General features: G+C 46.0%; 28 protein-coding genes. 25 read left to right on the top strand and 3 right to left on the bottom strand.

From position 1 onward, the window contains the following. The first annotated feature begins 269 nt into the window (after window positions 1-269). From MAMMFC1_RS11635 to MAMMFC1_RS11650, 4 genes are all read left to right on the top strand, one after another. A complete protein-coding gene (locus tag MAMMFC1_RS11635) occupies window positions 270-770 on the top strand; it encodes a sigma factor (protein ID WP_126308670.1) in 501 nt (166 codons plus the stop codon). A 105-nt stretch (window positions 771-875) separates the two neighbouring features. After that, window positions 876-1,100, top strand: a complete 225-nt coding sequence (locus MAMMFC1_RS11640) for a DUF1659 domain-containing protein (protein WP_126308671.1) — start codon at window positions 876-878, stop codon at window positions 1,098-1,100. Window positions 1,101-1,143: 43 nt separating this feature from the next. Next, window positions 1,144-1,356: a DUF2922 domain-containing protein gene (locus tag MAMMFC1_RS11645; RefSeq protein ID WP_126308672.1), complete on the top strand. Its 213-nt coding sequence runs from the start codon at window positions 1,144-1,146 to the stop codon at window positions 1,354-1,356. An 11-nt stretch (window positions 1,357-1,367) separates the two neighbouring features. After that, window positions 1,368-1,511 (top strand): YvrJ family protein, encoded by a 144-nt coding sequence (locus MAMMFC1_RS11650; RefSeq protein WP_126308673.1) that lies wholly within the window; start codon window positions 1,368-1,370, stop codon window positions 1,509-1,511. A 65-nt stretch (window positions 1,512-1,576) separates the two neighbouring features. Here MAMMFC1_RS11650 and MAMMFC1_RS21485 read toward each other — a convergent pair whose 3' ends face one another. Further along, window positions 1,577-1,720, bottom strand: coding sequence for a hypothetical protein (locus tag MAMMFC1_RS21485; protein ID WP_158618743.1), 144 nt, complete (start codon window positions 1,718-1,720; stop codon window positions 1,577-1,579). 271 nt (window positions 1,721-1,991) lie between these two features. Here MAMMFC1_RS21485 and recD2 point away from each other — a divergent pair, with 271 nt between their 5' ends. Both recD2 and MAMMFC1_RS11660 read left to right on the top strand, forming a co-directional pair. Then, window positions 1,992-4,169: an SF1B family DNA helicase RecD2 gene (recD2, locus tag MAMMFC1_RS11655; protein WP_126310585.1), complete on the top strand. Its 2,178-nt coding sequence runs from the start codon at window positions 1,992-1,994 to the stop codon at window positions 4,167-4,169. Then, window positions 4,163-4,825 (top strand): ComF family protein, encoded by a 663-nt coding sequence (locus MAMMFC1_RS11660; RefSeq protein ID WP_126308674.1) that lies wholly within the window; start codon window positions 4,163-4,165, stop codon window positions 4,823-4,825. The genes recD2 and MAMMFC1_RS11660 overlap by 7 nt, the downstream gene beginning before the upstream one ends. A gap of 381 nt (window positions 4,826-5,206) precedes the next feature. Here MAMMFC1_RS11660 and MAMMFC1_RS11665 read toward each other — a convergent pair whose 3' ends face one another. After that, the gene (locus MAMMFC1_RS11665; RefSeq protein ID WP_232035425.1) at window positions 5,207-5,803 is read right to left on the bottom strand and encodes an HD-GYP domain-containing protein; all 597 of its coding nucleotides are present in this window, start codon (window positions 5,801-5,803) and stop codon (window positions 5,207-5,209) included. 234 nt (window positions 5,804-6,037) lie between these two features. On the opposite strand from MAMMFC1_RS11665, the gene MAMMFC1_RS11670 reads away from it, so the two are divergent. From MAMMFC1_RS11670 to csrA, 8 genes are all read left to right on the top strand, one after another. Next, the gene (locus tag MAMMFC1_RS11670; protein ID WP_126308676.1) at window positions 6,038-6,460 is read left to right on the top strand and encodes a flagellar protein; all 423 of its coding nucleotides are present in this window, start codon (window positions 6,038-6,040) and stop codon (window positions 6,458-6,460) included. A 79-nt stretch (window positions 6,461-6,539) separates the two neighbouring features. Beyond that, window positions 6,540-6,827: a flagellar biosynthesis anti-sigma factor FlgM gene (gene flgM, locus MAMMFC1_RS11675; protein ID WP_126308677.1), complete on the top strand. Its 288-nt coding sequence runs from the start codon at window positions 6,540-6,542 to the stop codon at window positions 6,825-6,827. Window positions 6,828-6,872: 45 nt separating this feature from the next. Continuing rightward, the gene (locus tag MAMMFC1_RS11680) at window positions 6,873-7,361 is read left to right on the top strand and encodes a flagellar protein FlgN (RefSeq protein ID WP_126308678.1); all 489 of its coding nucleotides are present in this window, start codon (window positions 6,873-6,875) and stop codon (window positions 7,359-7,361) included. Between the two features lie 184 nt (window positions 7,362-7,545). After that, window positions 7,546-9,360 carry a flagellar hook-associated protein FlgK gene (gene flgK, locus MAMMFC1_RS11685; RefSeq protein WP_126308679.1) on the top strand — a complete coding sequence of 605 codons (1,815 nt, stop codon included), beginning with the start codon at window positions 7,546-7,548 and terminating at the stop codon, window positions 9,358-9,360. Between the two features lie 14 nt (window positions 9,361-9,374). Further along, a complete protein-coding gene (gene flgL / locus MAMMFC1_RS11690; protein ID WP_126308680.1) occupies window positions 9,375-10,415 on the top strand; it encodes a flagellar hook-associated protein FlgL in 1,041 nt (346 codons plus the stop codon). 27 nt (window positions 10,416-10,442) lie between these two features. Further along, window positions 10,443-11,003 carry a DUF6470 family protein gene (locus MAMMFC1_RS11695; protein ID WP_126308681.1) on the top strand — a complete coding sequence of 187 codons (561 nt, stop codon included), beginning with the start codon at window positions 10,443-10,445 and terminating at the stop codon, window positions 11,001-11,003. Between the two features lie 86 nt (window positions 11,004-11,089). Beyond that, window positions 11,090-11,539, top strand: a complete 450-nt coding sequence (gene fliW / locus MAMMFC1_RS11700) for a flagellar assembly protein FliW (protein ID WP_126308682.1) — start codon at window positions 11,090-11,092, stop codon at window positions 11,537-11,539. A 1-nt stretch (window position 11,540) separates the two neighbouring features. Continuing rightward, a complete protein-coding gene (gene csrA, locus MAMMFC1_RS11705; protein WP_126308683.1) occupies window positions 11,541-11,771 on the top strand; it encodes a carbon storage regulator CsrA in 231 nt (76 codons plus the stop codon). Window positions 11,772-11,788: 17 nt separating this feature from the next. Here csrA and MAMMFC1_RS21490 read toward each other — a convergent pair whose 3' ends face one another. After that, window positions 11,789-11,953 carry a hypothetical protein gene (locus MAMMFC1_RS21490; protein ID WP_158618744.1) on the bottom strand — a complete coding sequence of 55 codons (165 nt, stop codon included), beginning with the start codon at window positions 11,951-11,953 and terminating at the stop codon, window positions 11,789-11,791. A 15-nt stretch (window positions 11,954-11,968) separates the two neighbouring features. Between MAMMFC1_RS21490 and MAMMFC1_RS11710 the strand changes: the two genes are divergently transcribed. The 11 genes from MAMMFC1_RS11710 (at window position 11,969) to MAMMFC1_RS11760 (ending at window position 23,420) form a co-directional block, all read left to right on the top strand. Next, window positions 11,969-12,784 (top strand): flagellin N-terminal helical domain-containing protein, encoded by an 816-nt coding sequence (locus MAMMFC1_RS11710; RefSeq protein ID WP_126308684.1) that lies wholly within the window; start codon window positions 11,969-11,971, stop codon window positions 12,782-12,784. A 108-nt stretch (window positions 12,785-12,892) separates the two neighbouring features. Continuing rightward, on the top strand, window positions 12,893-13,156 hold the full coding sequence (locus tag MAMMFC1_RS11715; RefSeq protein ID WP_126308685.1) for a hypothetical protein: 264 nt from the start codon (window positions 12,893-12,895) through the stop codon (window positions 13,154-13,156). Continuing rightward, window positions 13,153-15,000 carry a motility associated factor glycosyltransferase family protein gene (locus MAMMFC1_RS11720; RefSeq protein ID WP_126308686.1) on the top strand — a complete coding sequence of 616 codons (1,848 nt, stop codon included), beginning with the start codon at window positions 13,153-13,155 and terminating at the stop codon, window positions 14,998-15,000. The genes MAMMFC1_RS11715 and MAMMFC1_RS11720 overlap by 4 nt, the downstream gene beginning before the upstream one ends. Before the next feature lie 8 nt (window positions 15,001-15,008). Then, a complete protein-coding gene (locus MAMMFC1_RS11725) occupies window positions 15,009-16,019 on the top strand; it encodes an NAD-dependent 4,6-dehydratase LegB (protein ID WP_126308687.1) in 1,011 nt (336 codons plus the stop codon). Next, window positions 16,016-17,188 (top strand): LegC family aminotransferase, encoded by a 1,173-nt coding sequence (locus MAMMFC1_RS11730; RefSeq protein WP_126308688.1) that lies wholly within the window; start codon window positions 16,016-16,018, stop codon window positions 17,186-17,188. Before MAMMFC1_RS11725 ends, MAMMFC1_RS11730 begins: the two co-directional genes overlap by 4 nt. Before the next feature lie 32 nt (window positions 17,189-17,220). Then, window positions 17,221-18,609: a B12-binding domain-containing radical SAM protein gene (locus MAMMFC1_RS11735; protein ID WP_126308689.1), complete on the top strand. Its 1,389-nt coding sequence runs from the start codon at window positions 17,221-17,223 to the stop codon at window positions 18,607-18,609. Between the two features lie 61 nt (window positions 18,610-18,670). Beyond that, window positions 18,671-19,834, top strand: a complete 1,164-nt coding sequence (gene neuC, locus MAMMFC1_RS11740; protein ID WP_126308690.1) for a UDP-N-acetylglucosamine 2-epimerase — start codon at window positions 18,671-18,673, stop codon at window positions 19,832-19,834. Between the two features lie 116 nt (window positions 19,835-19,950). Beyond that, entirely contained in the window at window positions 19,951-21,027 is a 1,077-nt protein-coding gene (neuB, locus tag MAMMFC1_RS11745; RefSeq protein ID WP_126308691.1) for an N-acetylneuraminate synthase, read from the top strand. Then, window positions 21,017-21,670: an acetyltransferase gene (locus tag MAMMFC1_RS11750; protein ID WP_232035426.1), complete on the top strand. Its 654-nt coding sequence runs from the start codon at window positions 21,017-21,019 to the stop codon at window positions 21,668-21,670. The genes neuB and MAMMFC1_RS11750 overlap by 11 nt, the downstream gene beginning before the upstream one ends. Further along, window positions 21,667-22,716 (top strand): nucleotidyltransferase family protein, encoded by a 1,050-nt coding sequence (locus tag MAMMFC1_RS11755; RefSeq protein ID WP_126308693.1) that lies wholly within the window; start codon window positions 21,667-21,669, stop codon window positions 22,714-22,716. The genes MAMMFC1_RS11750 and MAMMFC1_RS11755 overlap by 4 nt, the downstream gene beginning before the upstream one ends. Beyond that, window positions 22,713-23,420, top strand: a complete 708-nt coding sequence (locus tag MAMMFC1_RS11760; protein WP_126308694.1) for an acylneuraminate cytidylyltransferase family protein — start codon at window positions 22,713-22,715, stop codon at window positions 23,418-23,420. The genes MAMMFC1_RS11755 and MAMMFC1_RS11760 overlap by 4 nt, the downstream gene beginning before the upstream one ends. The last annotated feature ends 35 nt before the right edge of the window (window positions 23,421-23,455 follow it).

Raw genomic sequence — 23,455 nt, forward strand, 5'->3', positions numbered from 1 at the left:
ATAGTAGGATAAAAAATATTTTTGTAAGCGCTTGTCGATCATAAATATTTTCTTTGGCTTTAAATAATTGTATATGTTGCTGCTGCGGCATTTGCGAAATGACACGACGTAATTCAGCCGGATCGTTATCGGAATAAAACCAGGCCAAGTGGCGACAACGAGACTATCGACTTGCCGTCACTTGGCCTTTGTTCTTTTTTCGCCGGAATGGTACGGTTAAGGCGGCGCTAATTTACGAAGGACCGGTTCTTCACCCAGGGTGAGGAAGAATGGATTTGCATACATTGGTTATTACGGCCCAGCAAGATACGGACGCTGGGAGCTCAATGGCGGAAATATGCCGCCGGTTTACCGGGCTGGTCAAAAAACATGCCTATCAGCCGCATCTGAAAGGACTTCATGAAGACGCCATGGGGGAAGGGTGGTTAGCTGTAGTTCAGGCTGTCCGTAGTTTCCAACCTGCGGCCGGAGTGCCTGTTGCGGGATATATAGAAAGCCGGGTTAAATTCGCCGTCTGGAATCTGTTCAAGCGGGAGCGCCGCCGGTGGGAGCGGGAAATGTCCCTGAACGGCGGCGGGGACGATGACGAAGGCGGCGCATTGCCCCTCCTGAATCTATTGGCGGCAGATGCGGATGTGCCGGCGGCAGTGGAAGCCAAGCTAAACGCGGTCAAGGTGAGACAGGCACTGAGCGGCCTGCCGGAAAAAACAGCGGCTGGCTTTGACCCGGACATTGCTGACGGATCAACGTTTGAAAGATGTGGCCGGTGAACTGGGCGTGTCGGTTCAGGCAATTCATAATCTGCGGCAGCGGGGGCTGGCCCGTTTAAAAAAATCCCTCGCGGGAATGTATGAAAGCGAGAGGGGGTGAGTTTGATGGCAATAGTAAAAGTACCGCAGACCGGCAAGTTGCTGATTAAGGTGCAGACCGGGCTGAACACCGCCGGTAATCCTGTTTATCGGCAGCGTACTTTCGCCAATGTGAAGGCGGGAGTGAGCGACGACGATTTATTCGCAATCGGTCAAGGACTGGGAAGTCTTCAGCAGCATACCGTGAGTGACATTACCCGCGTGGATGCCGGCAATCTCGTTGACCAGTAATTTTTGCACCGGCAATGACTTGAAGGAGAGGAGGTAAAAAACTATGGCGAAAACCCTGGAACTTGTTTTCCGCAACGCGGCAGGCAAAGAAGTGGTACTGAGCCTGCCTGACCCCAAGGATGGCCTGACCTTAGCCGAAGCTCGAACTGTAATGAACGACATCGTCAGTAAAAACATTTTTTCGGTCAAAGGGGTTGACCTGGTAGAGGATGCGGAGGCTCGCGTCCGCACCAGTGATACCGTTGAATTGGTATAAGGTGATGAAGGATGGAACAACTGCTAAGCTATATGTCCGGCTATGGTTTTCCGATGGTGGTAGCCGCGTTTCTGCTGGTACGCATGGAAGGGCGATTGGAAAAGCTTACTGCCAGTATTAGCGATCTGACGAAAATTATAACGGAACGCCTGTAAAGAAAAAAACTGTCATGCCCTTATCAGCAGGGTATGGCAGTTTTTCTTTTGCTGTTATAAAATAATTACCGGACCAGATGAACCAATGCGGTAGTGATATACAGTATTGATGATAACAACGCAGCATGGAAAATGTAGCCTGACTTACGCGAAGGGCGCATGACCGCGCGCCGGCGATAATAGTGATAAGTATACATATACTCTTCCATTTCGACAACCCTTCCTCACATTTTGTAAATTTATGTAACTAATACTGCATTTTTGTTAAAAACTCCTGCGGACTAAGGTCCTGACTATATAGGAATTTCGAAGGATTTTTAAATATCACTTCGAATTTATATTAGCAAGCCAAGCAAAACTTATCTAGTCGATAAATGTTAATTCTGTATTAATTTTGTAAATTATTGTCTTGCAAATTTAGAGAGAATCGGAAGTGACGACTTGGGAACTGAAGAGAAACCGGCGGCAGAACAAACCAATATGTTTGACGCGGTGGACAAGTCGCTGGAAGGTATTGTGGACAGCATCACCTTCCAGAGCGGGGACGGCAGTTTCACCGTATTTCGCTTGCGGCCCGGCGGACAGGAGCGGGGGACAGTCGCGGTCGTCGGCAAGTTTCCTGCGCCGCTGATGGGAGAACAAGTGATTCTCGCCGGCCAATGGGTGGAACACCTGCGCTTCGGGCGGCAGTTCAAAGCTGATACGTACCGGCGGATAGCTCCTACCAGCGAAAAAGGCATAGAACGTTTTTTGGCTTCCGGCGCCGTCAAGGGTGTGGGCGCGGCGATGGCGGCCCGGCTGGTGAAACATTTTGGGGCCAAAACCCTGGAAGTTATTGAATTTTTCCCTCAGCGCCTGGTGGAGATCGAAGGAATTGGCAGCAAAAAAGCGGACATGATCCACAAGTCGTATACCGACCAGGCCGAGCTGCGGGAAGTTATGCTGTTTCTGGAAATGAACGGCGTTTCCGGCGCATACGCTGCCAAAATTTATGCCTGTTATGACGCCGACGCCATTGCCGTGCTGCAATCAGACCCGTATCGAATGGCGGAAGAAGTGTCCGGTATCGGCTTTCGTATCGCCGATCAGATCGCCGGCGCCCTGGGGTTTTCACGCGATCACCCGTCCCGGCTGGCCGCCGGCGTCCAGTATGCCCTGCTGCAAATCGCCCAGGCCGGCCACTGCTGTGTGCCGGAAGAGATGCTGACGCAAGAGACGGCAAAACTCCTTGGCCTTGATTCGGCTGAAGTGGCTGCGGTTGTCGGCACTCTTATTAAGCAAGGGAAACTGCGTACCGAAGATTTCCACGGGATGCTCCTGGTGTACCCAACCTATTTGTACCGGGCCGAAAGATACGTTGCCCAGCGGCTGCTGGAGCTTAAGAAAAAAGTTGCCGCAATTAACGACAAAGATTTTGCCGCCCTGGTAGCCGCCTGGGAGGCCGACTCCTCCCTTAGGCTGGCCGGCGCCCAGCGTAACGCGCTGGTAGCTGCTTTGGAACATGGCATACTGGTCTTGACAGGAGGGCCCGGCACAGGGAAAACCACCACCGTACGAGGAATTCTGAAGTTGCTTCAGGATCAGGGGCTTAAAATCGTCTTGGGCGCTCCCACCGGGCGGGCGGCTAAACGGTTAAGTGAAACAACGGGGCGGGAGGCCATGACCATTCATCGCCTGCTGGAAGCGGGCGGCGGCGGTGAAGAAGATCCTCTGTTTGCCCGCAATGAGGACAATCCGTTGGACGCCGCCGCTGTTATTATTGATGAGACTTCCATGATGGATATTACCCTGATGAGCCATTTTTTGCGGGCGTTGCCGGACGGATGCCGGGTCATTCTGGTGGGTGACGTGGATCAGCTGCCGGCGGTTGGGCCGGGTTCGGTATTAAAGGATATTATCCGTTCAGGTGTCATTTCCGTGGTCAAACTTACTGAAGTTTTCCGGCAAACAGGCGAGAGTATGATTGTTTTAAATGCCCACCGCATCAACCGGGGCTATATTCCGGATTGCAAAAGCAGTCTGGATTTCCAGTTTCGCGAAATTGACGAAGGGGCGGCAGTCGCCGACGCCATTGTTGAACTTTGCCGGTCGGAGCTGGCAAAGGAAGGGTTTGACGTTCAACGGGAAGTACAGGTTCTTTCCCCCATGCACAAGCAGGTTTGTGGCGTTGAAAACCTTAATAAACTGCTGCAGGCGGCGTTAAACCCCCATACGGAGAACAAGGCCGCCATTATCGGCGTGAATCAGTTGTTCCGGGAAGGGGATAAAGTAATGCAAACCCGCAATAATTATATCAAGCGGGTGTTCAACGGCGATATCGGCTTCATTTTAGCCATCGAGGAAGGAAAAGTCATTGTCCGTTACCCGGATGATGATGTGGTATATGACCGGGGTGAGCACGATGAACTTACCCTGGCCTACGCCATGAGCGTACACAAAAGCCAGGGCAGTGAATATCCGGTGGTTATTATGCCCTTAACCCCGGGGCATCACATCATGCTGCAGCGCAATCTTTTGTATACCGCCATCACCCGGGCCAGGGAACGGGTTATTTTGCTGGGGACGCGGGCCGCGTTACAGACGGCTGTCGGCAATGACCGTACCCGCAGACGCTATTCCCTTCTGGCTGAGCGGATTCGGGGAGAAGGATTATGCTAGGCGGCTGGCTGAACGCTGTTTTGGACATTCTTTTTCCGCCCCGCTGTCCGGCCTGCCGGCAATGGGTCGGGATTCACGGCGCGTGGTGCGCCCGGTGTTTTGGCGAATTAATGTCCGTAAGACAGATCCCGCTGGCGGAACATCGCCTGAAATATCTTGACGAATGCCTGGTACTGAGCGATTATACCGGACCGCTGCAGCGTCTTATCCGGGACATGAAATTTCGCAGCTTAAAGCAGCATGCCCCCAGTCTGACCTATGTGGTGGAACAGGGGATGAAGGAGCGCAGCGGGGGGATGCAGGCGCGCAGTGTCATACCGGTTCCCCTCAGCAGGCAACGGCTGAAAGAACGGGGTTTTAATCAAACCGAGGCAATATTTAAACCATGGGCCGCCAAGCAGGGATTAAACTGGCTGGACGGCCTGGAACGAATACGCCTGACTGCCCCGCAATGGGAACTGAACCTCACCGAACGCCGCAAAAATATAAAAGGCGCGTTTCGCGTAACGCGCCCCGAGGACGTAAAAGGCCACTGCATTCTCTTGGTCGACGATATCTTCACCACCGGCATCACCCTGGACGAGTGCGCCAAAGTCCTAAAACAAGCCGGCGCCGTTAAAGTAAAAGCCCTAACCCTAGCCAGCGGCGCAAGATAGAGACTATTGAAAAATCCTCGCGCCCCTTCGGTTTGACTGTATTAGCCGGAAAGTGTTCAGCTTACTATGTTCCTATGACGACAAACGTAAGATATACAACAGACACCTACATTTTCTTAAACAGCCTCATTATCCCTAACCGTATCGTGCTCAAATCATCAAATGCCACGAACTGCTTAGAAACTGTTAGATACCGTTGCATATGAAAAAAACTTATTGTAATGATATTTGCTAATTACAGTTCGAACTATCATAGTCAGACCGTCTAGGCGTGATGAGGACCGGAACGCAAGCGTACTGGTTGTACGCTGGAGTGAGGACCGCAGGAACAACGAAGCAGATGACGGTTTCTAAGCAGTTCCCCATCTTAATAGGCAGCCACTACCCCAATGCATCGACAAAAGCTTTCACCACATCAGGATCAAAAGCCATGCCGGACAGGCTGAACAGCTCCTGTGCCGCTTCATCCCGCGTTTTTACCCAAAAGTGAGTGCAAGGATTGATAAACCGGTCATAGTAATTGGTTACGGCGATGATTCTGGCCCCGAGAGGAATATTAACCCCTTTCAGTCTTTTCGGATATCCTTTGCCGTCAAAACGCTCATGATGATGCCGGATATAGGGAATAAGCTCCTGACAGCAGGAGATATTTTCCAACATGGCGCTGCCGGCATTGCAATGATTCTTAAATACGCTCATTTCGCGGGTGGAGAGGTAAGGCATTTTAGCCAGTATCGCATTGGGAACGGTCAAATGCCCCAGGTCATGCAGCAGCGCAGCCAAACGGATCCGCTCAATTTCCTCTGGGGACAGACGCATCTTGGCAGCCACACTGACAGAATAATTGGCCACCTGCTGACTATGGAGAAATAATTTGAAGTTTTTCAGTTCGATGAGATGCAATAGGCTTGCAATTATACTGTTTGACGCTTCCCCGCCGTCGGGATAAACGTCCGGGTCTTCCATAAGTGTCAACATATACATGACAAGCTGCCTTTCATCTTAAAGTTGTTAAAGTTGTTAAAGTTGTTAAAGTTGATAAAATCAAGGGCCGTAATTAGAGCAAGTATATAATTTGCTAAAATTCAACATAATCCTGCATATAAACAGCAAAAACGCCATTTTTTACAAAAAATGAGACAAAAGCCCTAGGACAAATATTACCTTTTATTATAGAATGTAATCAGACAAGTGTCAAAGGAGGACTATGGCATGGAACTGGCGAATTGCCCCGAATGCGGCAAGGTGTACCTGGAAAACTCATACAAAATGTGCCCTGACTGTTACCATCAGGAAGAGGAGGATGCGGAGAAAGTCGTCGAATATTTACGGGATAAAAATAAAGCAACCATTGACGAAATACACAAAGCAACAGGCGTCAAGCATAAGATAATCCTGCATTTGTTGCGGCGCGGCCGCATTGTCGGGGAAATCCTTTACCCCTGTGAGAGTTGCGGCGAATTAATCAGCAGCGGGCGGATCTGCTATGAATGCAGTAAAAGCCTCATGGACCAATTAGATGTATGGAAGCAAAAGGAAGAAAAAAGCAAGAAGGACGGAATTTCCCACCAAGAGTATTCGCGCATGTATGGAAATCTTAACAACCCGAAAAAAGAGATTGAAAAAAAGTTTTAAAAAGTTTTAAACGGGGATTAATATCCCTGTATTTTTTTTCGATAATAATAGTGAGATTTTCCTCAAGAGGTGCGAGTTTATGAATATAAAAAATATCCAAAACGTATCAAAAGTCTACGGACAGAGCAAGAGCGCCGCAAAACCGGCTTCACCCCTAAGCCCCGGTTCTTCCCAGCGCCCGGATGAGGTTGTGCTGTCCAGCCAGGCGCAGGAGTTCAGCCAGATATTGAAAAACATCCGTGATTTGCCTGAAGTGAGAGAAGCCAAGGTAAAGGAGTTTGCAAACCGTATCGCCGCCGGCAATTACAAAGTCAGTGCCGAGGATATTGCCAACCAGATCATAGCCTATTCGAAAATTGGCCGTTAAACTTTAAACTTTAATTATTTTAATATTGAGAGGGGTTCTCTTAGAATGACTGCCATTTGGGAAAAGCTGATTACCATCATGCACCAAACCATCCAGCTATATCAGACCCTGCTGGAATTAAGCCGGCAAAAACGCGAGGCTCTTGTGGCGGTAAATATTCAGGAAGTCGAATCCATCACCAGGCAGGAGGAATTGTTGATTATTGAGGCTGGCAAACTGGAAAAGTCGCGGCAAGCGGCGATTGAACAAATTATTGCCCGGCATAATTTATCAGCTGCCAACCCCACCCTGATGCAAGTGAAGGAATTGGCGGATGAACAAACGGCTGCCAGGATTGAATCAATCGGGGAGCAGATTGCAAGCCTGGTAAAAGAACTGGTCGCTTTAAATCAGTTAAACACCAAGCTAATTAATCAATCGTTGGAATATATTAATTTCAGTATCAATGTCATGACCCAGGCTGCAGCCGAGCCCACTTACAGCCCGCAGGCCAGTCAACCCCAACCCCGCTCCATACTTGACTGGAAAGTATAGAGTCACTACTCAGGCGCTTGAATAGTTACTCTAGTCAGAAGCCGGAATTCAAAAACCAGAATGAAGACAGCTAACGCCTATTCTGAATTCTGACTCCTTGATTCTGACTCCTTAATAGTATCGATTATTAACAGTATAGCTTGTGTATTTTAAAGATGCAAATTTGAAATGAAGGTGGAAATGAATGAGATCTACGTTTAGCGGTCTTAATACGGTAACACGCGGTTTATTTGCCCAACAGATGGCTTTGGACACCGTCGGCCACAACGTCGCCAACGCCAGTTCCGACGGCTATTCCCGCCAGCGGGTGAATGTGGCGGCTACATTTTCCCAGACTATCTATGCCGGCAGCGGTCCTAAACAGATTGGCACCGGTGTTTCCATTACTTCCATTACCCGGGCCAGGGACGTTTTGCTGGACCGGCAGATGTGGGACGAGTCCCCCACTTTATCCTACGGACAAACCATTCAGGATAACCTGGGAAAAATCGAAACTATTTTTGGTGATCCTTCCGATACCGGCATCCAGTCTATATTGGATTCCTTTTGGACGGCATGGAGCAATCTGTCTACCGATGGCTCAAATGCCGCCAACCGGTCGGAAGTCATTCAGCGCGGCGTACAACTGGCGGATGCCGTCCAAACGGCCAAGGACCAGCTGTGGAGTACGGTGGATGATATCAATGATGTGATTGACAAGCGCGTCGGCACGGTCAACCAGATTACAGCCGAGATTTTGTCGCTGAACAAATCAATTTCCCTGCAGGAAATGGGCGGCGCCAGTAATGCCAACGATCTGAGAGACCGGCGCGACTATCTGGTTGATCAGCTGTCCGGGATCATCAACGTAAATGTCCGGGAAGACAGTGACGGGAATTACGTGGTGCAAACTACCGGCGGAGTGCTGGTTGACGGGCATAATGTCAATCAACTGGATATTCAAAAAGGCCCGGAAGCCACCGGGCAGTATAATTACGAAATCTATAACGTCGTGTTTAAGGACGATCCTACTAAGGTTATCAATTTTTCCAACGGAGAAATTCGCGGGTTAATGGATGTTCGCGATTCGGATATTTACGGCGTAAAAGGTTATCTGGACAAGCTGGCCGGCGTGAGCAAGTTTCTGTTAGAGGAATTTAACGATGTGCACCGGGGCGGCATTGATTTAAATGGCAACACCGACATAAATTTTTTTGGGACTGCCACTGAGAATTACAATGATGCAACAAATTTTGCCGCTATTTTTGGTACCGCTGCTCCGGCAAATTATCAGTGGATTAATGCCTTGCAGGTAAATCCGGCTTTGCTTGCTCCCTCAGACGGGACTTCCAAAGTGGCTGCCCGGACCCAGTTTGGTTCTCTGGCGATAACGAAGAGTAACTATAACGGGGGAGATGCCAGTCTAAGCGGAAAATTTACAGGGACTTTACCCCTTGCCGCGCCGCTAAGCTATACTGTGACCATCAGCGGCGTTAATGCCGACGGCCGGGTGACCGGCGTGACCTGCTCGGTGGCAGGCGCCGTGACTCAATTAACGCCGGATACGGGCACGGCCGATGTGTTTACTTTGCCCAACGGAGTACGAATCCGTATCGCCACCGACACTGATAATATTGTTGGCAACACGTATACGTTCACGGTTGACAATGATTCCTTCCAGGGTGTCGCCGCCGGCGATAATGCCGTTAATCTTGGCAACCGTTTGAAAACGGATATTTCCGCCACTATCGGCAGTATGTCCCTGGACTCCTATTATCAAACATCGGTGGGAACTTTGGGCGTTCAGAAGCAAAACGCCAAGAGACTTACAGATAATCAGCAAACCTTGGTGGACCAGATTACCAACGCCCGGGAATCGGTATCCGGCGTGAACATGGACGAGGAATTATCCAATATGATCAGGTTTCAGAAGGGATATAGCTCCATTGCCAGAGTCCTCACCGCTCTGGACGAAAGCTATGACAAGCTAATCAACGGCACCGGCGTTGTCGGCCGATAAGGAGGCGGAGAAGAATGGTCACGCGTATTTCCAATAATATGGTTTATTATAACTTTCTGTCCAGTTTAAATAAGTCTCTCAACAAGCAATACACCCTCCAGGAGCAGCTTGCCGACGGCAAGGCCATTCACCGGCCTTCCGACGATCCGGTCAAGACCATGCGCAGCCTGCGGTTTACCGTGAGTTTGACGGAAAATGAGGAATATACCAAGCATGTTTCCGATGCCAGATCATGGATGGAAACCACTGACGGAGCGCTCTATGATATAAATAATGTCATCCAAAGCGCTCGCGAACTTGTCATCGGGGGTATAGAACCGAACCCGGCAATTGCCTATGAGACCATAGCGGAACAACTGGACGGACTTATCAATCATATGGTTGAGCTCGGCAACACGAAACTGGGCGACCGTTATATTTTTGCCGGACAAGCCGACAGGATGAACAGTAAACCGCCGTTTGAGCGGCAGAACGTCCCTGCTGCAGTCGCCACGGCTGCAGGCTTGTTTGAGGCAGATGGCGTGACGCCGCAAACGGATCAAGTGGTTTACAACGGCGACACGCAAAAAATATCCATGGTCATCAAGCCGGGAGCGGTAACTCCTGCTCAGGACAGTGTCAACCTTACCGGTCAGGATCTTTTCGGTGATCCGGATACCCATGCCCTGACAGCTGTGGATATGGACGGGGATGGCACCAATGACACAAAAATCTGCGACGTATTTAATATGTTGATCCAAATCAAGCAGGAGTTTCAAAAGAATCCTCCCGATCTTACCTGGCTTTCCGGCACAGGTCTTGGCAATATTGACAAAATCCACGACCAGGTTCTCAAAGCCCAGACGACAATCGGTTCCCGTTCCGTTGCCTACGAGATGGCGGAAAACATGCTGACCAAGTTTAATACGCAAATTAACGCCGATATCGGCGCCAACGAGGACTTGGACCTTTCCAAAGGCATTGTTGATTTTAAAACAGCCGAGACCGTATACCGCACCGCTCTTTCCGTAGGTGCGCGCATTATGCCGGTTTCTTTAGCCGACTTTTTAAACTAGGAATGCTCGCAAAGTGGGGATGATTAAATGCTCCGCGTTAATATCAGGCAGCAGTATGCCCAAATCCAACTGAACATCAAGCCCCCTCAGCTTGAGTTGAAAAGTACCCTGCCGGCCATGGCGATGAATTCCGAAGCGGCCAAGGTGGAAATTACGCGGGTTAGAGGCGGACTGGACATTGACCAGTATCCCAGCTGGTATTCCCGAGGCATAAGAAACTTTGCGGATATGGCTCATGATATTGCCGCGGCAGGTATGCGGCAGGCGGCTGAGTTTGCCGCCAGGATATCCCAGGATGGCGACCGGATGGCGCAAAATGAAAAGAAAACAAACGCTGCTGCCGATATTGCCTATGAACGCCTGCAGCCGCCTGAAACCGAAGTGGAATTGACTCATGTTGAACGGCCACAAATTCGCTATACGCCGGATAAACTGGAGTTTCAACCGCAAGCCGGCAAAGTAAACGTTGCGTTCCATCCCGGCAGGGTGGAAAATAATTTTGCGTGGGGACAGGTGGATATCCGGCCGTCACGATATAACAGCATCAGAATGTGGACAACCAAAGAGAAGTGGGATGTGTATGCTTAACAAGCTGAGTGCCGGAAGAAATTCCGGCGCTTTCTTGCATTTAAAGAGCTCAATAATGTATTATTATATTGACGAGGTGAGCATAAATGATCATAAATTCCACAAGATTAGGTGAAATAGAGATCAGTGAGCGGGAAGTAATAAATTTTCCCGAGGGTCTGCCAGGATTTCCCCAGGAAAAAGCTTTTGCTCTTCTTCCCTATAAGTCGGAAAGTCCGTTTTTCTTTTTACAGTCACTTACCGACCCGGATTTAACCTTCTTGCTGGCCGAACCTTTTTCCTTTTTCCCCAATTATGAGTTTGAGATTGACGACCAAACTATCGCTAATTTGGAACTAAGTGATAAGAATACGCCGGAAGTCTATGTCATTATCACTTTTCCCGCAAAAGTCGAAAACATGACGGCCAACCTGTTAGCTCCCCTGGTTATAACCCGACAAAGCAGGAAGGGAAAACAAATCGTGCTTGAAAGAACGGAATACACTACCCGCCACAAGCTGTTTAAGAAGATCGATACCGCGGAGGTGGGTAAGTAATATGCTGGCTCTGACACGAAAGACCGGGGAGCGGATCATCATCGGCGACACCATAACCCTTACCATTGTCGAAATCAAGGGCGAAAGCGTGCGCGTTGCCATCGATGCTCCCAAAGATATAAAAATCTATCGCGGCGAAATTTATCAGGCCATAATTGACGAGAATAAGAAAGCGGCGCAAGAGGGACCAAATCTTGAGATATTAAATGGTATAAAAAACATAAAAACATAAAAAACAGATGGTAAAAATCAAAGAAATTTCAAAGAAATTTCAAAGACACTATTAATATTTTGCCGAATGATGACGATATATAAATAGAGACGTCTGGCGGCGCCTTCCTGCCAGCGGCCGATGACGGGACAGGCGCAGGGCGTAACAATATTGGGCAAGGATGCCCCAATAATGAAATTCAAGGAGGAATATCCCTAATGATTATCAACCACAATATTTCCGCAATCAACACCCAGCGTCAGCTGAGCATCAACAACAGCGCTACCTCTAAATCCCTGGAAAAACTGTCTTCCGGTCTCCGTATCAACCGTGCCGGCGACGACGCTGCCGGTCTGGCTATTTCCGAAAAAATGCGCGGCCAAATCCGTGGTCTCGACATGGCTTCCAAAAATGCTCAAGACGGTATCTCTTTGATCCAAACCGCTGAAGGCGCTCTGAATGAAACTCATGCCATTCTCCAACGTATGCGCGAACTGGCTGTCCAATCAGCCAACGATACTAATACTTCCACTGACCGTAGTCAATTGCAGAAAGAAGTAAGCCAACTCAAAATCGAAATTGACCGTATTGCCAATACCACCCAGTTCAATACCAAAGATCTTCTTCACGGTACTTTCTCCGGCAAATTCCATATCGGTGCTAACACTGGTCAGGTAATATCCGTTAATATCATAACTCTGGGTGCAGGTGCGCTTGGCATATCCGCTGGTGTAGCAGGAATAAGCACTCAAGCTTCGGCCAACGCGTCAATCAGTGTTTATCAACAAGCTATTGACAAAGTTTCCAATGAAAGAGCTAGACTCGGTGCTTATCAAAACCGCTTAGAGCACACTATCAACAATTTGGGTGTTGCTTCCGAAAACCTGTCTGCTGCCGAATCCCGTATTCGTGACGTAGACATGTCCAAGGAAATGATGAACTTTACTAAGAACAACATTCTGAACCAAGCCGCTACTGCCATGCTGGCGCAAGCCAACCAATTGCCGCAAGGGGTTCTGCAACTTCTGCGGTAAGAATCTTCAATAACTCTATATATAAGGAGCTCAAGATTTTTTCTTGAGCTCCTTATGATATCTACATTTAGATTATGTAATGATTTCCTCAATTAGGAGAATGATCACATGCATAAGCAAATTTTGGAGCAATCCGCTCAAATCCGAAAATTGGTTTTTGACTATAAAATTCAGGATGCTATAAAGGCGACGACTGTGGCACTGGAGCAGTTAGCAGCGATAAGCAACGATTCGGATTATACGCAAAAGGTTAATATCCTTGCTCAAAACTGTATGATTGCTCTGGAAAATAAGGATTATTTGCTGTTAGCAGACTTAATATTTTTTGAAATTCATAATATGTTGTATTCGGAACCGGAGGCGCTGGCATGAGCTATTACGCAAAAAACATACAGTTTTTTGAAGCAAATTATCCTTTATTGGCTCAGCGCATTAAAGCGGACGAAGATTCTTTGATTGTTGTTCAAGTAGATAATGTAGATAAATGTGAGGGTTCTTATCTGCTGTCAAATGGTAGTTCCAGATGCTTTTTGCATAGCGTCTATAGTATCGACCATGAATTGGAATGGATGTTTCAAGACGCGGAAGATGAAACGGACGACATTGTTCTTTTTGGTCTGGGTTCGGGACAAGCTCTTCCGTATATTTTTGATAGATTTCGTTCTTTAAAGAAATTAATCGTTGTAGAGCCAACTTTTTCCATATTCAAGCATTTACTGCATGAAATTGAATTTTCTCAGTTGATTCCGGAACGCGCATTGGACAAAGTCATATTAGCTGTCAACTGCCCGCCTAGAATCGCTGTAGATACTATCATCGACACAGTGTCCATGGGTGAGAATACGTGTGTGTTTTTTGGCAATCATGTCAGCTATAGAACTATTTTTGCTGAATACCATAGGGAATTTGCTGAACGGGTTGTAGACAAGGTACGCTTAAGCAAGATCGGTATCCGGAGCATGCAACGGCATATATTGGCAATGACAAAAAACAGTGTACTGAATATGACCGTTCCCGCCCATGCGATGGAAAACTTCATCGATTTTTTCAAGGGAAAGACAGCTATTATTGTGTCGGCAGGCCCATCGTTGGAAAAAAATATTCACCTTTTAGAAAAGGCAAAAGAAAAAGCGGTTATAGTCGCTGTAGGTAAAACAGTTCATATACTTAACAATAGGGGTATAAGACCTCACTTTCGCATGGGGCTTGATTCCAACTCGCTGGAAAAGGCGTATTTTGACGATATTTCGGACACTAGTGTACCGCTTTTTTTTATGAACATGCTATATCATGAGATTGCGCCGCAATATCCCGGACCGCTTGTAAGAATGATAAGTCGGACGGATAATTTGGGTACATACATTTATCGTCAATCCAATCTTCCTTTAATCCTCTTTCCGATTGGCACATCGGTGGCAAATGCAGCCGCATGCGCCCTGGCGGAACTGCAATGTAGTAATATCATATTTGTCGGACAGGATATGTGCTCATATAATAACAAAATATACGCCGACGGTCAGACAGCTGATACTAATAATACTAACTTAGAGGTATATCATAAGAAGGATATCTACGGTAACGAAGTAATTTCCCCTTTAGGTTACTATACTATTAAACTTACCTTGGAAGATGAAGTACGCTACTATCAAGGCCGTGTCCGGTTCGTCAATGCTACTGAAGGTGGGCTAGGTATTGAGGGGGTTGAAAATGTAACTCTCAAAGAGGTACTTGATAGTTTGCCTGCTGCCGGAGATATTCAAGCGCAAATAGAGACAGTACTGCAAGAAGTTCCGGCGAAAGATTTTCAGCTTGCTTTGAAGAAACTGCTGCCTCAGGTTAAACGTGGTCTCCGAATAACAGGGAAGATTTCCAAGCTTTTTTCGAAGATAAATGATATTGACTTATTTAAAGATGAAAATAGCAAAAGAACGGCTGTTGAAACTCTTAAGAAGATACAAGCCTTGGACAAACAATTACAGTCTGTGGCACTTTATAAAGAAATTGTCGAACCCGAACTGCAGTCCTTATTTGTTGCATTTCACGGATTTTGGGATAATGGGTTATCCGGTTCCGAGGAAGAACAATTGAACTCTGTCCGAAATATTATTACGAGAAAAATGATAGAAGTACATGCCTACCTGGCTTGTTTAAAACAAAACATTGAAACCATTATGGAGAATAAAAAAACCTGTGAAGATGAAATACAAACAGAATAGGTGAAAAAATGAAGTTGCAGGGAAACAAGATCCTGATTACCGGGGCGGATGGTTTTATTGGCTCCCATTTAACTGAGGAACTTATTCGACAGGGCTGTGACGTAAGGGCGTTTGTCATGTACAATTCTTTCAACTCGTGGGGTTGGCTTGATGCTTCTCCTGTCAGCATCAAGTCGGAGCTGGATGTTTTTGCCGGCGATATTCGTGACCCACATGGTGTGAAGGCTGCGATGAAAGGATGTCAGGTTGTGCTCCACTTGGCGGCCCTGATTGCTATTCCTTACTCCTATCATTCTCCCGACACATATGTAGACACAAATATCAAAGGCACCTTAAATATTGTTCAGGCGGCCAAAGAGCTTGGGATAAATAAAGTCGTTCACACATCCACTAGTGAAGTGTATGGTTCAGCTCAATTTGTGCCGATAACCGAAGATCATCCGTTGCAAGGACAATCGCCATATTCTGCATCTAAAATCGGGGCGGATCAAATGGCTATGTCCTTTTATCGTTCTTTTAATGTGCCTGTCGCCATCATCCGGCCTTTCAACACTTACGGTCCACGGCAGTCAGCCAGGGCTGTAATACCAACCATTATTACACAACTGGCGAATGGAAAATCTGACATTAGGTTGGGTGCAACTAATCCTACACGCGATTTTAACTACGTTAAAGATACTGTGAGGGGTTTTATTGCAATTGCAGAGGCTGATCAAGCCATAGGTGAGATTATAAATATCGGCAGCAATTATGAAATATCGGTTGGCGAGGTTGCAGCTTTAATTAGTCAAATAATGGGTGTAAATATGACGATTGAGACTGACAATCAGCGCTTAAGACCGGAGAAAAGCGAAGTTGAAAGATTATGGGCGGATAATGCAAAGGCCAGGACACTGCTTGGCTGGGAGCCGGTATATGGAGGAAAAGAAGGGTTGAAAAGAGGTTTAAAGGAAACCGTGGAGTGGTTTACAGACCCGAACAATTTGAACAGCTATAAGGCGGGTGTGTATAACATATGAAAACAGATACTGACTTAACCAGGATCGTTGAATCCGTTAAGGCAGTTCTTCCTTATCAACAGAATATAGGTCTTCATGAGCCTTGCTTTCAAGGTAACGAGTGGAAATATTTGAAGGAATGCATCGATACAGGATGGGTTTCATCAGTTGGAAAGTTTGTGGATCAGTTTGAACTCAAATTGGCTGATTTTACTGGGGTGAAAAAAGCAATAGCAGTTGCAAACGGGACAGTTGCGTTACACTTATGTCTGAAAGTAATTGAGACTGAACCAGATGATGAAATTTTGGTTCCGGCGCTTACTTTCGTCGCCACTGCCAATGCTGTATCCCACTGCGGTGCGGTTTGCCACTTTGCTGATAGTGAAGAACATACATTGGGAATTGACCCCATTCGGTTAGACAAGTATTTACAGAAGATTGCAATTCTAAAAAATGGAAGTTGCTATAATAAAACTACCGGTCGCCGCATTAAAGCGGTGTTGCCGATGCATACTTTCGGTCACTCAGTAGACTTGGATGCACTCGTTGAAGTATGCAATACCTATAAGTTAATGCTTGTAGAGGATGCTGCGGAATCTTTAGGTTCGTATTATAAAGGCAGGCACACCGGTAACCATGGAGTGGTTTCAGCGTTAAGTTTTAATGGAAATAAAATTATAACTACCGGTGGCGGCGGAGCCGTCATGACGAATGATGAAAGATTAGGCAGGCTGGCAAAACATCTTAGCACTACGGCGAAAGTTCCCCACGACTGGGCTTTTTATCATGACATGGTAGGGTATAATTACCGCATGCCCAACATAAATGCTGCGTTAGGTTGTGCTCAACTGGAGCAAATGGCTATATTTATCAAGCGCAAGCGAGCTCTTGCCGACTTATATGCTAAAGCGCTAAAAGACATACACGGTGTTACCTTTTTTACGGAACCTAGGTTTTCCAAGAGTAACTATTGGTTAAATGTGATTTTGTTGCAAAATACGGACATCGAATTACGAAATAGGCTGATTACTATGTTTCGAGGTAACGGACTGATGGTGCGGCCGGCATGGACTTTGATAAATAAACTGCCAATGTATAAAGATTGCCCAAGTATGGAATTGCCTGTAGCGGAAAAGATCGAAGCCAGTCTGGTCAACCTTCCTAGCAGCGCGGGCTTGCTCTCAGTGTGAATTGAAATAGTTGAACTAGAGAGGAAAAAATAATGAAACTGTTATTAATTGCCTATGACAATGATTCGTATATTTCATGGTTTCCTCAGGGTCTGGCCTATATCGCTGCAGTCTGTAAACAGCAAGGTCATGAAGTACGTATTTACAGTCAAGATATTTTTCACTGGCCTGAGTCCCATTTGATTAATTTACTTAATGAGGAGCATTTTGATGTCGTTGGAATAGGAGCATGTGGCGGTTACTATCAATATCGCAAAATATTGGCTTTATCCAATGCAGTAAACAGCACAAAAAATCGACCATTTTTCATTTTGGGCGGGCATCTTGTATCGCCTGAACCCGAATACTTTTTGAAGAAAACTAAGGCTGACGCGATTGTGATTGGAGAAGGAGAAACAACAATTATCGAACTGCTGGACCAGCTACAAGCAAAAAAAGACTTTTCATCGGTTAATGGCATTGCTTACATGTCTGACAATAAGTTTGTAAAAACACCGCCAAGAGAATTAATTCAAAATATTGATAGGATTCCCTTGCCGGCATGGGAGCTATTCCCTATGGATCACTATACCCTATTAAGAATGCCAAATATAAAAAATAGTGAACGCTGTGTACCTGTCTTGTCCGGCAGAGGTTGTACTTTTAAATGTAATTTTTGTTATCGTATGGATCAAGGTTTTAGACCTAGATCACCTGAAAATATCGTCGAAGAAATAGAAATATTAAAGCGAGATTATAATGTTGCGTATATTGCTTTCTCAGACGAGTTGCTGATGAGTTCGGTTGAACGTACAACACAGTTGTGCGAAACTTTTATAAAAGCGAAATTAGATGTTCACTGGTGTTGTAATGGCAGGCTAAACTATGCAAAGCCTAATGTGCTTGCTGTAATGAAAAGAGCGGGATGTGTATTCATCAACTACGGTATAGAATCATTGGATGAAAATGCACTGAGAATAATGAAGAAAGGTCTTACTGTTCCGCAAATTTCAGAAGGAATTGAAAATACGCTGGCGGCCGGTATAAGTCCAGGATATAATATAATTTTCGGACATATTGGAGAGAACGCAGAGTCGTTACGTAAGGGTGTGGACTTTTTATTGAAATACGACGATCATGCTCAAATGAGAACAATTCGACCTGTCACCCCTTATCCAGGTTCACCTTTATACTATCATGCAATTGAAACCGGCTTACTAAAAAATTGTGAAGATTTTTATGAGTGTAAACATACGAATTCTGATCTATTATGCGTTAACTTTACGAATTTAACTGACGATGATTTTCACCTGGAATTATATAATGCTAATAAAAAGCTACTTGAAGAATATTTCCGGGCTCAGCTACAAAAATCCGTAAAAAGTGCACAGAACTTGTATATTGACAAAGATGCCTCCTTTAGGGGTTTTCGCCAAAGCTAAAATTGCAGGGAGGGGCGAAAAACTTGCTGGGTGAGTTTAGTCATATATAATGGTGAAAAGAATGACGAATAGGCGTAAAATATGCATAGTGACCGGGTCGCGGGCAGAATATGGTTTATTACGGCCGTTGATGCAGGAAATAGCCAACGATCCTATGTTAGAACTACAAATTGCCGTGACGGGAATGCATTTATCCAACGAATTTGGACTTACTTATAAAATTATTGAAGAGGATGGCTTTACTATAACGGCAAAGGTAGAAAACCTGCTAGCAGGGGATTGCGCAGTCAGTATTGCCAAATCGATTGGCTTGGGAGTCATAGGGTTTGCTGATGTGCTTGCCAGACTACAACCTGATGCAGTTGTAATACTGGGTGACCGTTTTGAAATCTTGGCAGCAGCCCAGGCAGCTATGGTACATCGGATTCCTATCGCTCACATTCATGGCGGCGAGACCACCGAAGGAGCGATTGATGAATCCATCCGGCATTCTCTTACCAAAATGGCCCATTTACATTTTGTGGCTGCCGAAGAATACCGAAAGCGGGTTATACAGTTGGGAGAACACCCGGATCGGGTCTTTAACTTCGGGGCAATCGGTCTCGATAACATTCATCAAGATAAACTGCTCAGTAAAGAAGACTTTCAAAAAGCCATTGGGTTTCGTTTAGCTAAGGAGAATTTTTTAGTTACCTACCATCCAGTCACGCTTGATATGAGAGGTCCTCATGCGCCGATGGAGGAACTGCTTCAGGCGTTGGATGAATATCCGGAGACAAAAGTAATATTCACAAAATCTAACGCGGATACTGGCGGCAAAGTGATTAATAACTTGATTGACGAGTACGTGAATAAGAATCCCCAAAGATGCGTGGCTTTTGCATCCTTGGGACAATTACGCTATTTGAGCGCGATCCGTTATGTTGATGTAGTTATCGGCAATTCCTCCAGCGGTTTGATTGAAGTGCCTGCTTTTAAGAAGCCGACGGTTAATATCGGCGACCGTCAAAAGGGACGAATAAGAGCAGTATCGGTTATTGATTGTCCCGAAGTTAAAGGCGATATTGTTAAAGCCATTCAGAAGGCGTTGTCGACGGAATTCATTCAACAGATTGCTGCTGTAAGGTCACCGTACGGTTGCGGTGATACGGCTGTTCGCATAAAAAAGGTGCTGAAAGAAATAAAATTAGACGGCATCATTAGGAAACAGTTCTATGATATATAGAACAAGGCTAAAGGGAGATTACTTTGTCAAGAGTAGAGATTAATATCTGATTCTGAGAAAAATAGAGGCGTGGCAGGCGACAAGTACTCAGAACGGCTGAAGGAGAGTACATACTGATGACAGAGACTTTTATTATCGCCGAAATAGGAGTGAATCATAACGGTTCGATTGACTTGGCAAAAGAACTAATCAAAGTAGCGGCGGATGCCGGAGCTAATGCGGCTAAATTCCAAACGTTCAAAACGGAGAAACTGGTGGCGAAAAAAGCACCTAAGGCGGATTATCAATGTTTGACTACTGATTCAAATGAAACGCAGCATGAAATGTTGAAGAAACTTGAATTTAGTTTTCAAGAGTTTGCAGCATTAAGCAATGATTGCCGGCAGCAGGATATTATGTTTTTATCTACCCCTTTTGATGAAGATAGTTTGTTTTACTTGTCAAACGATTTGAATGTGCCATATATAAAAATTCCATCAGGCGAACTTACGAATGCCCCCTTTTTGCTTTGCGCCGCCAGAACCGGCAAGCCGATAATCCTATCCACCGGAATGAGCACCTTGGGTGATATTGAAGCAGCCTTGGGAGTATTGGCATACGGTTATATGTCACAGACTGAACCTTCTGGTATATCTGCTTTTCAAAAAGCTTATTCGTCACTTGCGGGACAGGAAGTTTTGAAAAAAAATGTCGTCCTGCTTCACTGTACAACAGAATACCCGGCTCCTTTCGCAGAAGTAAATTTGAAAGCAATGGACACCTTGGGGCAAGCTTTTGGTCTGCCTGTCGGCTATTCGGATCATACTGCCGGTATCGCAGTGTCTATAGCTGCTGTTGCCCGCGGCGCCGTAGTGTTGGAAAAGCACTTTACCCTGGATAGAAACCTTCCCGGTCCGGATCACCAAGCCTCCCTTGAACCGGAAGAATTGAAAAACTTGGTTCGGTCAGTCCGGGAGGTAGAGCAGGCTTTGGGAGATGGTCGAAAATCTCCGACCCCGGCGGAATTAAGAAATCGCCTGATTGCCAGAAAGAGTCTGGTAGCTGCTCGGAAAATCGCCTATGGTGAACCTTTTACCGCGGAGAATGTGACTTGTAAACGGCCGGGCGATGGTGTATCGCCGTTATATTATTGGGAGTGCCTCGATAGAAAAGCGCAGCGAGACTTTGATAAGGATGAAAAAATTGAATTATAAAGTAAATAAGCCTATCATTATTGTTGGCGCAGGTGGGCATGCAAAAGTGCTGGTCGACTGTCTCCTGCACGCTGGATTAAAGATAGAAGGTATTGTAGATCGGGATTCCGAGAAGAGTCGCCATGACATATTGGGAATCCCGGTAATTGGCGATGACAGTACAGTCTTGTCATATTCGCAAAATGATATTTTGCTGGTGAATGGTTTAGGGTCAGTACAATCTACAATAGCCAGAAAAAGTATCTACTTGTATTTTAAAGAACAGGGATACTCGTTTGCTAAAGTGATACATCCAACTGCTATTATCGGCTATGAAGTCGCTATCGGGGAAGGCGTACAGATTATGGCAGGGGCCATCGTGCAACCGGGGTGTACAATCCATGACAATAGCATCTTGAATACTGGTGCCATGGTAGATCATGATTGTGTAGTGGGAAAGCATGTGCATATTGCGCCAGGAGTGCGGTGCTCCGGTGGAATAACCGTTGGTGACTGCACTCATATTGGTACAGGTGCGACGGTGCGGCAGGGAATAAATATCGGAGAAAATTGTTTAATCGCGGCAGGTTCGGTAGTTGTCTCTGATGTTGCGAATGACTGTTGTGTTATGGGAATACCAGCCAAAGTGAGGGGAAAAAAGTGAAAAAATGGCAAAATGTTCTAATCGGTCCTGAAGCAACGATAAGACAAGCCATCGAGGTCATTGACAAAGCAGCATTACAAATTGCGTTAGTGGTTGATACGGAAAACCATCTGCTCGGGACAGTAACCGATGGAGACATAAGGCGGGGAATCATTCGCGGAATGGATTTGGGTGAGAGAGTTGAGCTTCTAATGAACCGGCAGCCTCGCTCCATAAACCGAACATACAATCGGGAGATGCTAATTCAACTAATGCATTTAACAGGGTTGCGTCAGATTCCAGTGTTAGACGACAAAGGCAGGGTAATCGGCTTAGAGCGACTGGATGAACTGCTTCAGACCAGTTATTATGACAATTTTGTTATTCTGATGGCTGGCGGACTGGGCACCAGGTTAAGACCGTTAACTGAAGACTGCCCGAAACCTTTATTAAAGGTGGGGAATAAACCGATATTGGAAACCATACTTGGCAACTTTATTGAATACGGTTTTCGCCGGTTTTTTATTTCCGTCAATTATAAAGGTGACATGATCGAATCGTATTTTGGGGACGGCCGTAAATGGAATGTGGACATCCGATATTTAAAAGAAAATGAACGATTGGGGCCAGCTGGACCTCTCGCCCTGCTGCCGGAGAAACCTGCCCATCCGGTCATTGTTATGAATGGTGATTTACTTACAAAGGTCAATTTCAGGCAACTGCTGGATTTCCATGGACAAAATAATGCTGCGGCAACCATGTGTGTACGGGAATATGATTTTCAGGTGCCTTTTGGCGTAGTAAAGACTGAAAGTCATTGGCTGCTGGATATTGATGAAAAACCTATTCACAAGTTTTTTGTCAATGCCGGAATCTATGTACTACAACCAGAAGTTCTCCGTTTCATCTCCGACGGAGGGTACTGTGACATGCCGGAATTATTTAATAAAATTATTTCCAACCGTTTACCGACCGCTGTTTTTCCCATAAGGGAATATTGGATGGATATCGGCCGCATGAGTGATTATGAACAGGTAAATGTGGAATATATTGAGGTGTTCGGATGATCGACGAAAAATCCATTTTGGCTGTAATCCCCGCCCGCGGCGGTTCTAAAGGTGTCCCCCGAAAAAACATCCGAATGCTAGCGGGGAAACCATTAATAGCCTGGACCATTGCCGAAGCTTTACAATCTAAATATATTGACCGGCTGATTCTATCTTCTGAAGACGAGGAAATTATCGAGGTCGCCAAACAGTATGGGTGTGAAGTGCCTTTTCAGCGACCCAAGGAGTTTGCTGCCGACGATACTCCTGGTATAGAACCGATTTTGCACGCTGTACAAGCTCTTTCTAAGCCATATGATTATGTTCTGGTTTTGCAACCCACATCGCCTCTGCGTACAGTTGGAGATATTGACGGGTGTATTAAACATTGCTTTAGTCACGAAGCATCATGTTGTGTATCCATATGTGAGGCGAAGGAATCGCCTTATTGGATGTTTCAGCTTAATGAAACGTCGACTATGTCTCCTTTAATTCGTTCCAACAGACAGTACATGCGGCGGCAAGATTTGCCTAAAACATACCTTTTGAACGGAGCATTATATTTGGCAGATGTAAAACAATTAATACAGACAAGGTCATTTGTCACTGATAATACAATTGGCTATATCATGCCTGCTGAAAGATCAGTTGATATTGATAATGAGAGAGACTTTCAGCTTTGTGCTGAACAATTAATGGCTTCACTTGGCTTTCAGTATCTATAAGGGATATAACCCGGTAATCAATGCAGAAGACGACA

This window comes from Methylomusa anaerophila (genome assembly GCF_003966895.1).
Taxonomy (GTDB): Bacteria; Bacillota; Negativicutes; order Sporomusales; family Sporomusaceae; genus Methylomusa; species Methylomusa anaerophila.

Excerpts from the sequence above, each read along its gene's own strand:
- MAMMFC1_RS11635 (WP_126308670.1), top strand. The coding sequence starts at position 270 with ATGGATTTGCATACATTGGTTATTACGGCCCAGCAAGATACGGACGCT.
- MAMMFC1_RS11640 (WP_126308671.1), top strand. The coding sequence starts at position 876 with ATGGCAATAGTAAAAGTACCGCAGACCGGCAAGTTGCTGATTAAGGTG.
- MAMMFC1_RS11645 (WP_126308672.1), top strand. The coding sequence starts at position 1,144 with ATGGCGAAAACCCTGGAACTTGTTTTCCGCAACGCGGCAGGCAAAGAA.
- MAMMFC1_RS11650 (WP_126308673.1), top strand. The coding sequence starts at position 1,368 with ATGGAACAACTGCTAAGCTATATGTCCGGCTATGGTTTTCCGATGGTG.
- MAMMFC1_RS21485 (WP_158618743.1), bottom strand. The coding sequence starts at position 1,720 with ATGGAAGAGTATATGTATACTTATCACTATTATCGCCGGCGCGCGGTC.
- recD2 (WP_126310585.1), top strand. The coding sequence starts at position 1,992 with ATGTTTGACGCGGTGGACAAGTCGCTGGAAGGTATTGTGGACAGCATC.
- MAMMFC1_RS11660 (WP_126308674.1), top strand. The coding sequence starts at position 4,163 with ATGCTAGGCGGCTGGCTGAACGCTGTTTTGGACATTCTTTTTCCGCCC.
- MAMMFC1_RS11665 (WP_232035425.1), bottom strand. The coding sequence starts at position 5,803 with ATGTTGACACTTATGGAAGACCCGGACGTTTATCCCGACGGCGGGGAA.
- MAMMFC1_RS11670 (WP_126308676.1), top strand. The coding sequence starts at position 6,038 with ATGGAACTGGCGAATTGCCCCGAATGCGGCAAGGTGTACCTGGAAAAC.
- flgM (WP_126308677.1), top strand. The coding sequence starts at position 6,540 with ATGAATATAAAAAATATCCAAAACGTATCAAAAGTCTACGGACAGAGC.
- MAMMFC1_RS11680 (WP_126308678.1), top strand. The coding sequence starts at position 6,873 with ATGACTGCCATTTGGGAAAAGCTGATTACCATCATGCACCAAACCATC.
- flgK (WP_126308679.1), top strand. The coding sequence starts at position 7,546 with ATGAGATCTACGTTTAGCGGTCTTAATACGGTAACACGCGGTTTATTT.
- flgL (WP_126308680.1), top strand. The coding sequence starts at position 9,375 with ATGGTCACGCGTATTTCCAATAATATGGTTTATTATAACTTTCTGTCC.
- MAMMFC1_RS11695 (WP_126308681.1), top strand. The coding sequence starts at position 10,443 with ATGCTCCGCGTTAATATCAGGCAGCAGTATGCCCAAATCCAACTGAAC.
- fliW (WP_126308682.1), top strand. The coding sequence starts at position 11,090 with ATGATCATAAATTCCACAAGATTAGGTGAAATAGAGATCAGTGAGCGG.
- csrA (WP_126308683.1), top strand. The coding sequence starts at position 11,541 with ATGCTGGCTCTGACACGAAAGACCGGGGAGCGGATCATCATCGGCGAC.
- MAMMFC1_RS11710 (WP_126308684.1), top strand. The coding sequence starts at position 11,969 with ATGATTATCAACCACAATATTTCCGCAATCAACACCCAGCGTCAGCTG.
- MAMMFC1_RS11715 (WP_126308685.1), top strand. The coding sequence starts at position 12,893 with ATGCATAAGCAAATTTTGGAGCAATCCGCTCAAATCCGAAAATTGGTT.
- MAMMFC1_RS11720 (WP_126308686.1), top strand. The coding sequence starts at position 13,153 with ATGAGCTATTACGCAAAAAACATACAGTTTTTTGAAGCAAATTATCCT.
- MAMMFC1_RS11725 (WP_126308687.1), top strand. The coding sequence starts at position 15,009 with ATGAAGTTGCAGGGAAACAAGATCCTGATTACCGGGGCGGATGGTTTT.
- MAMMFC1_RS11730 (WP_126308688.1), top strand. The coding sequence starts at position 16,016 with ATGAAAACAGATACTGACTTAACCAGGATCGTTGAATCCGTTAAGGCA.
- MAMMFC1_RS11735 (WP_126308689.1), top strand. The coding sequence starts at position 17,221 with ATGAAACTGTTATTAATTGCCTATGACAATGATTCGTATATTTCATGG.
- neuC (WP_126308690.1), top strand. The coding sequence starts at position 18,671 with ATGACGAATAGGCGTAAAATATGCATAGTGACCGGGTCGCGGGCAGAA.
- neuB (WP_126308691.1), top strand. The coding sequence starts at position 19,951 with ATGACAGAGACTTTTATTATCGCCGAAATAGGAGTGAATCATAACGGT.
- MAMMFC1_RS11760 (WP_126308694.1), top strand. The coding sequence starts at position 22,713 with ATGATCGACGAAAAATCCATTTTGGCTGTAATCCCCGCCCGCGGCGGT.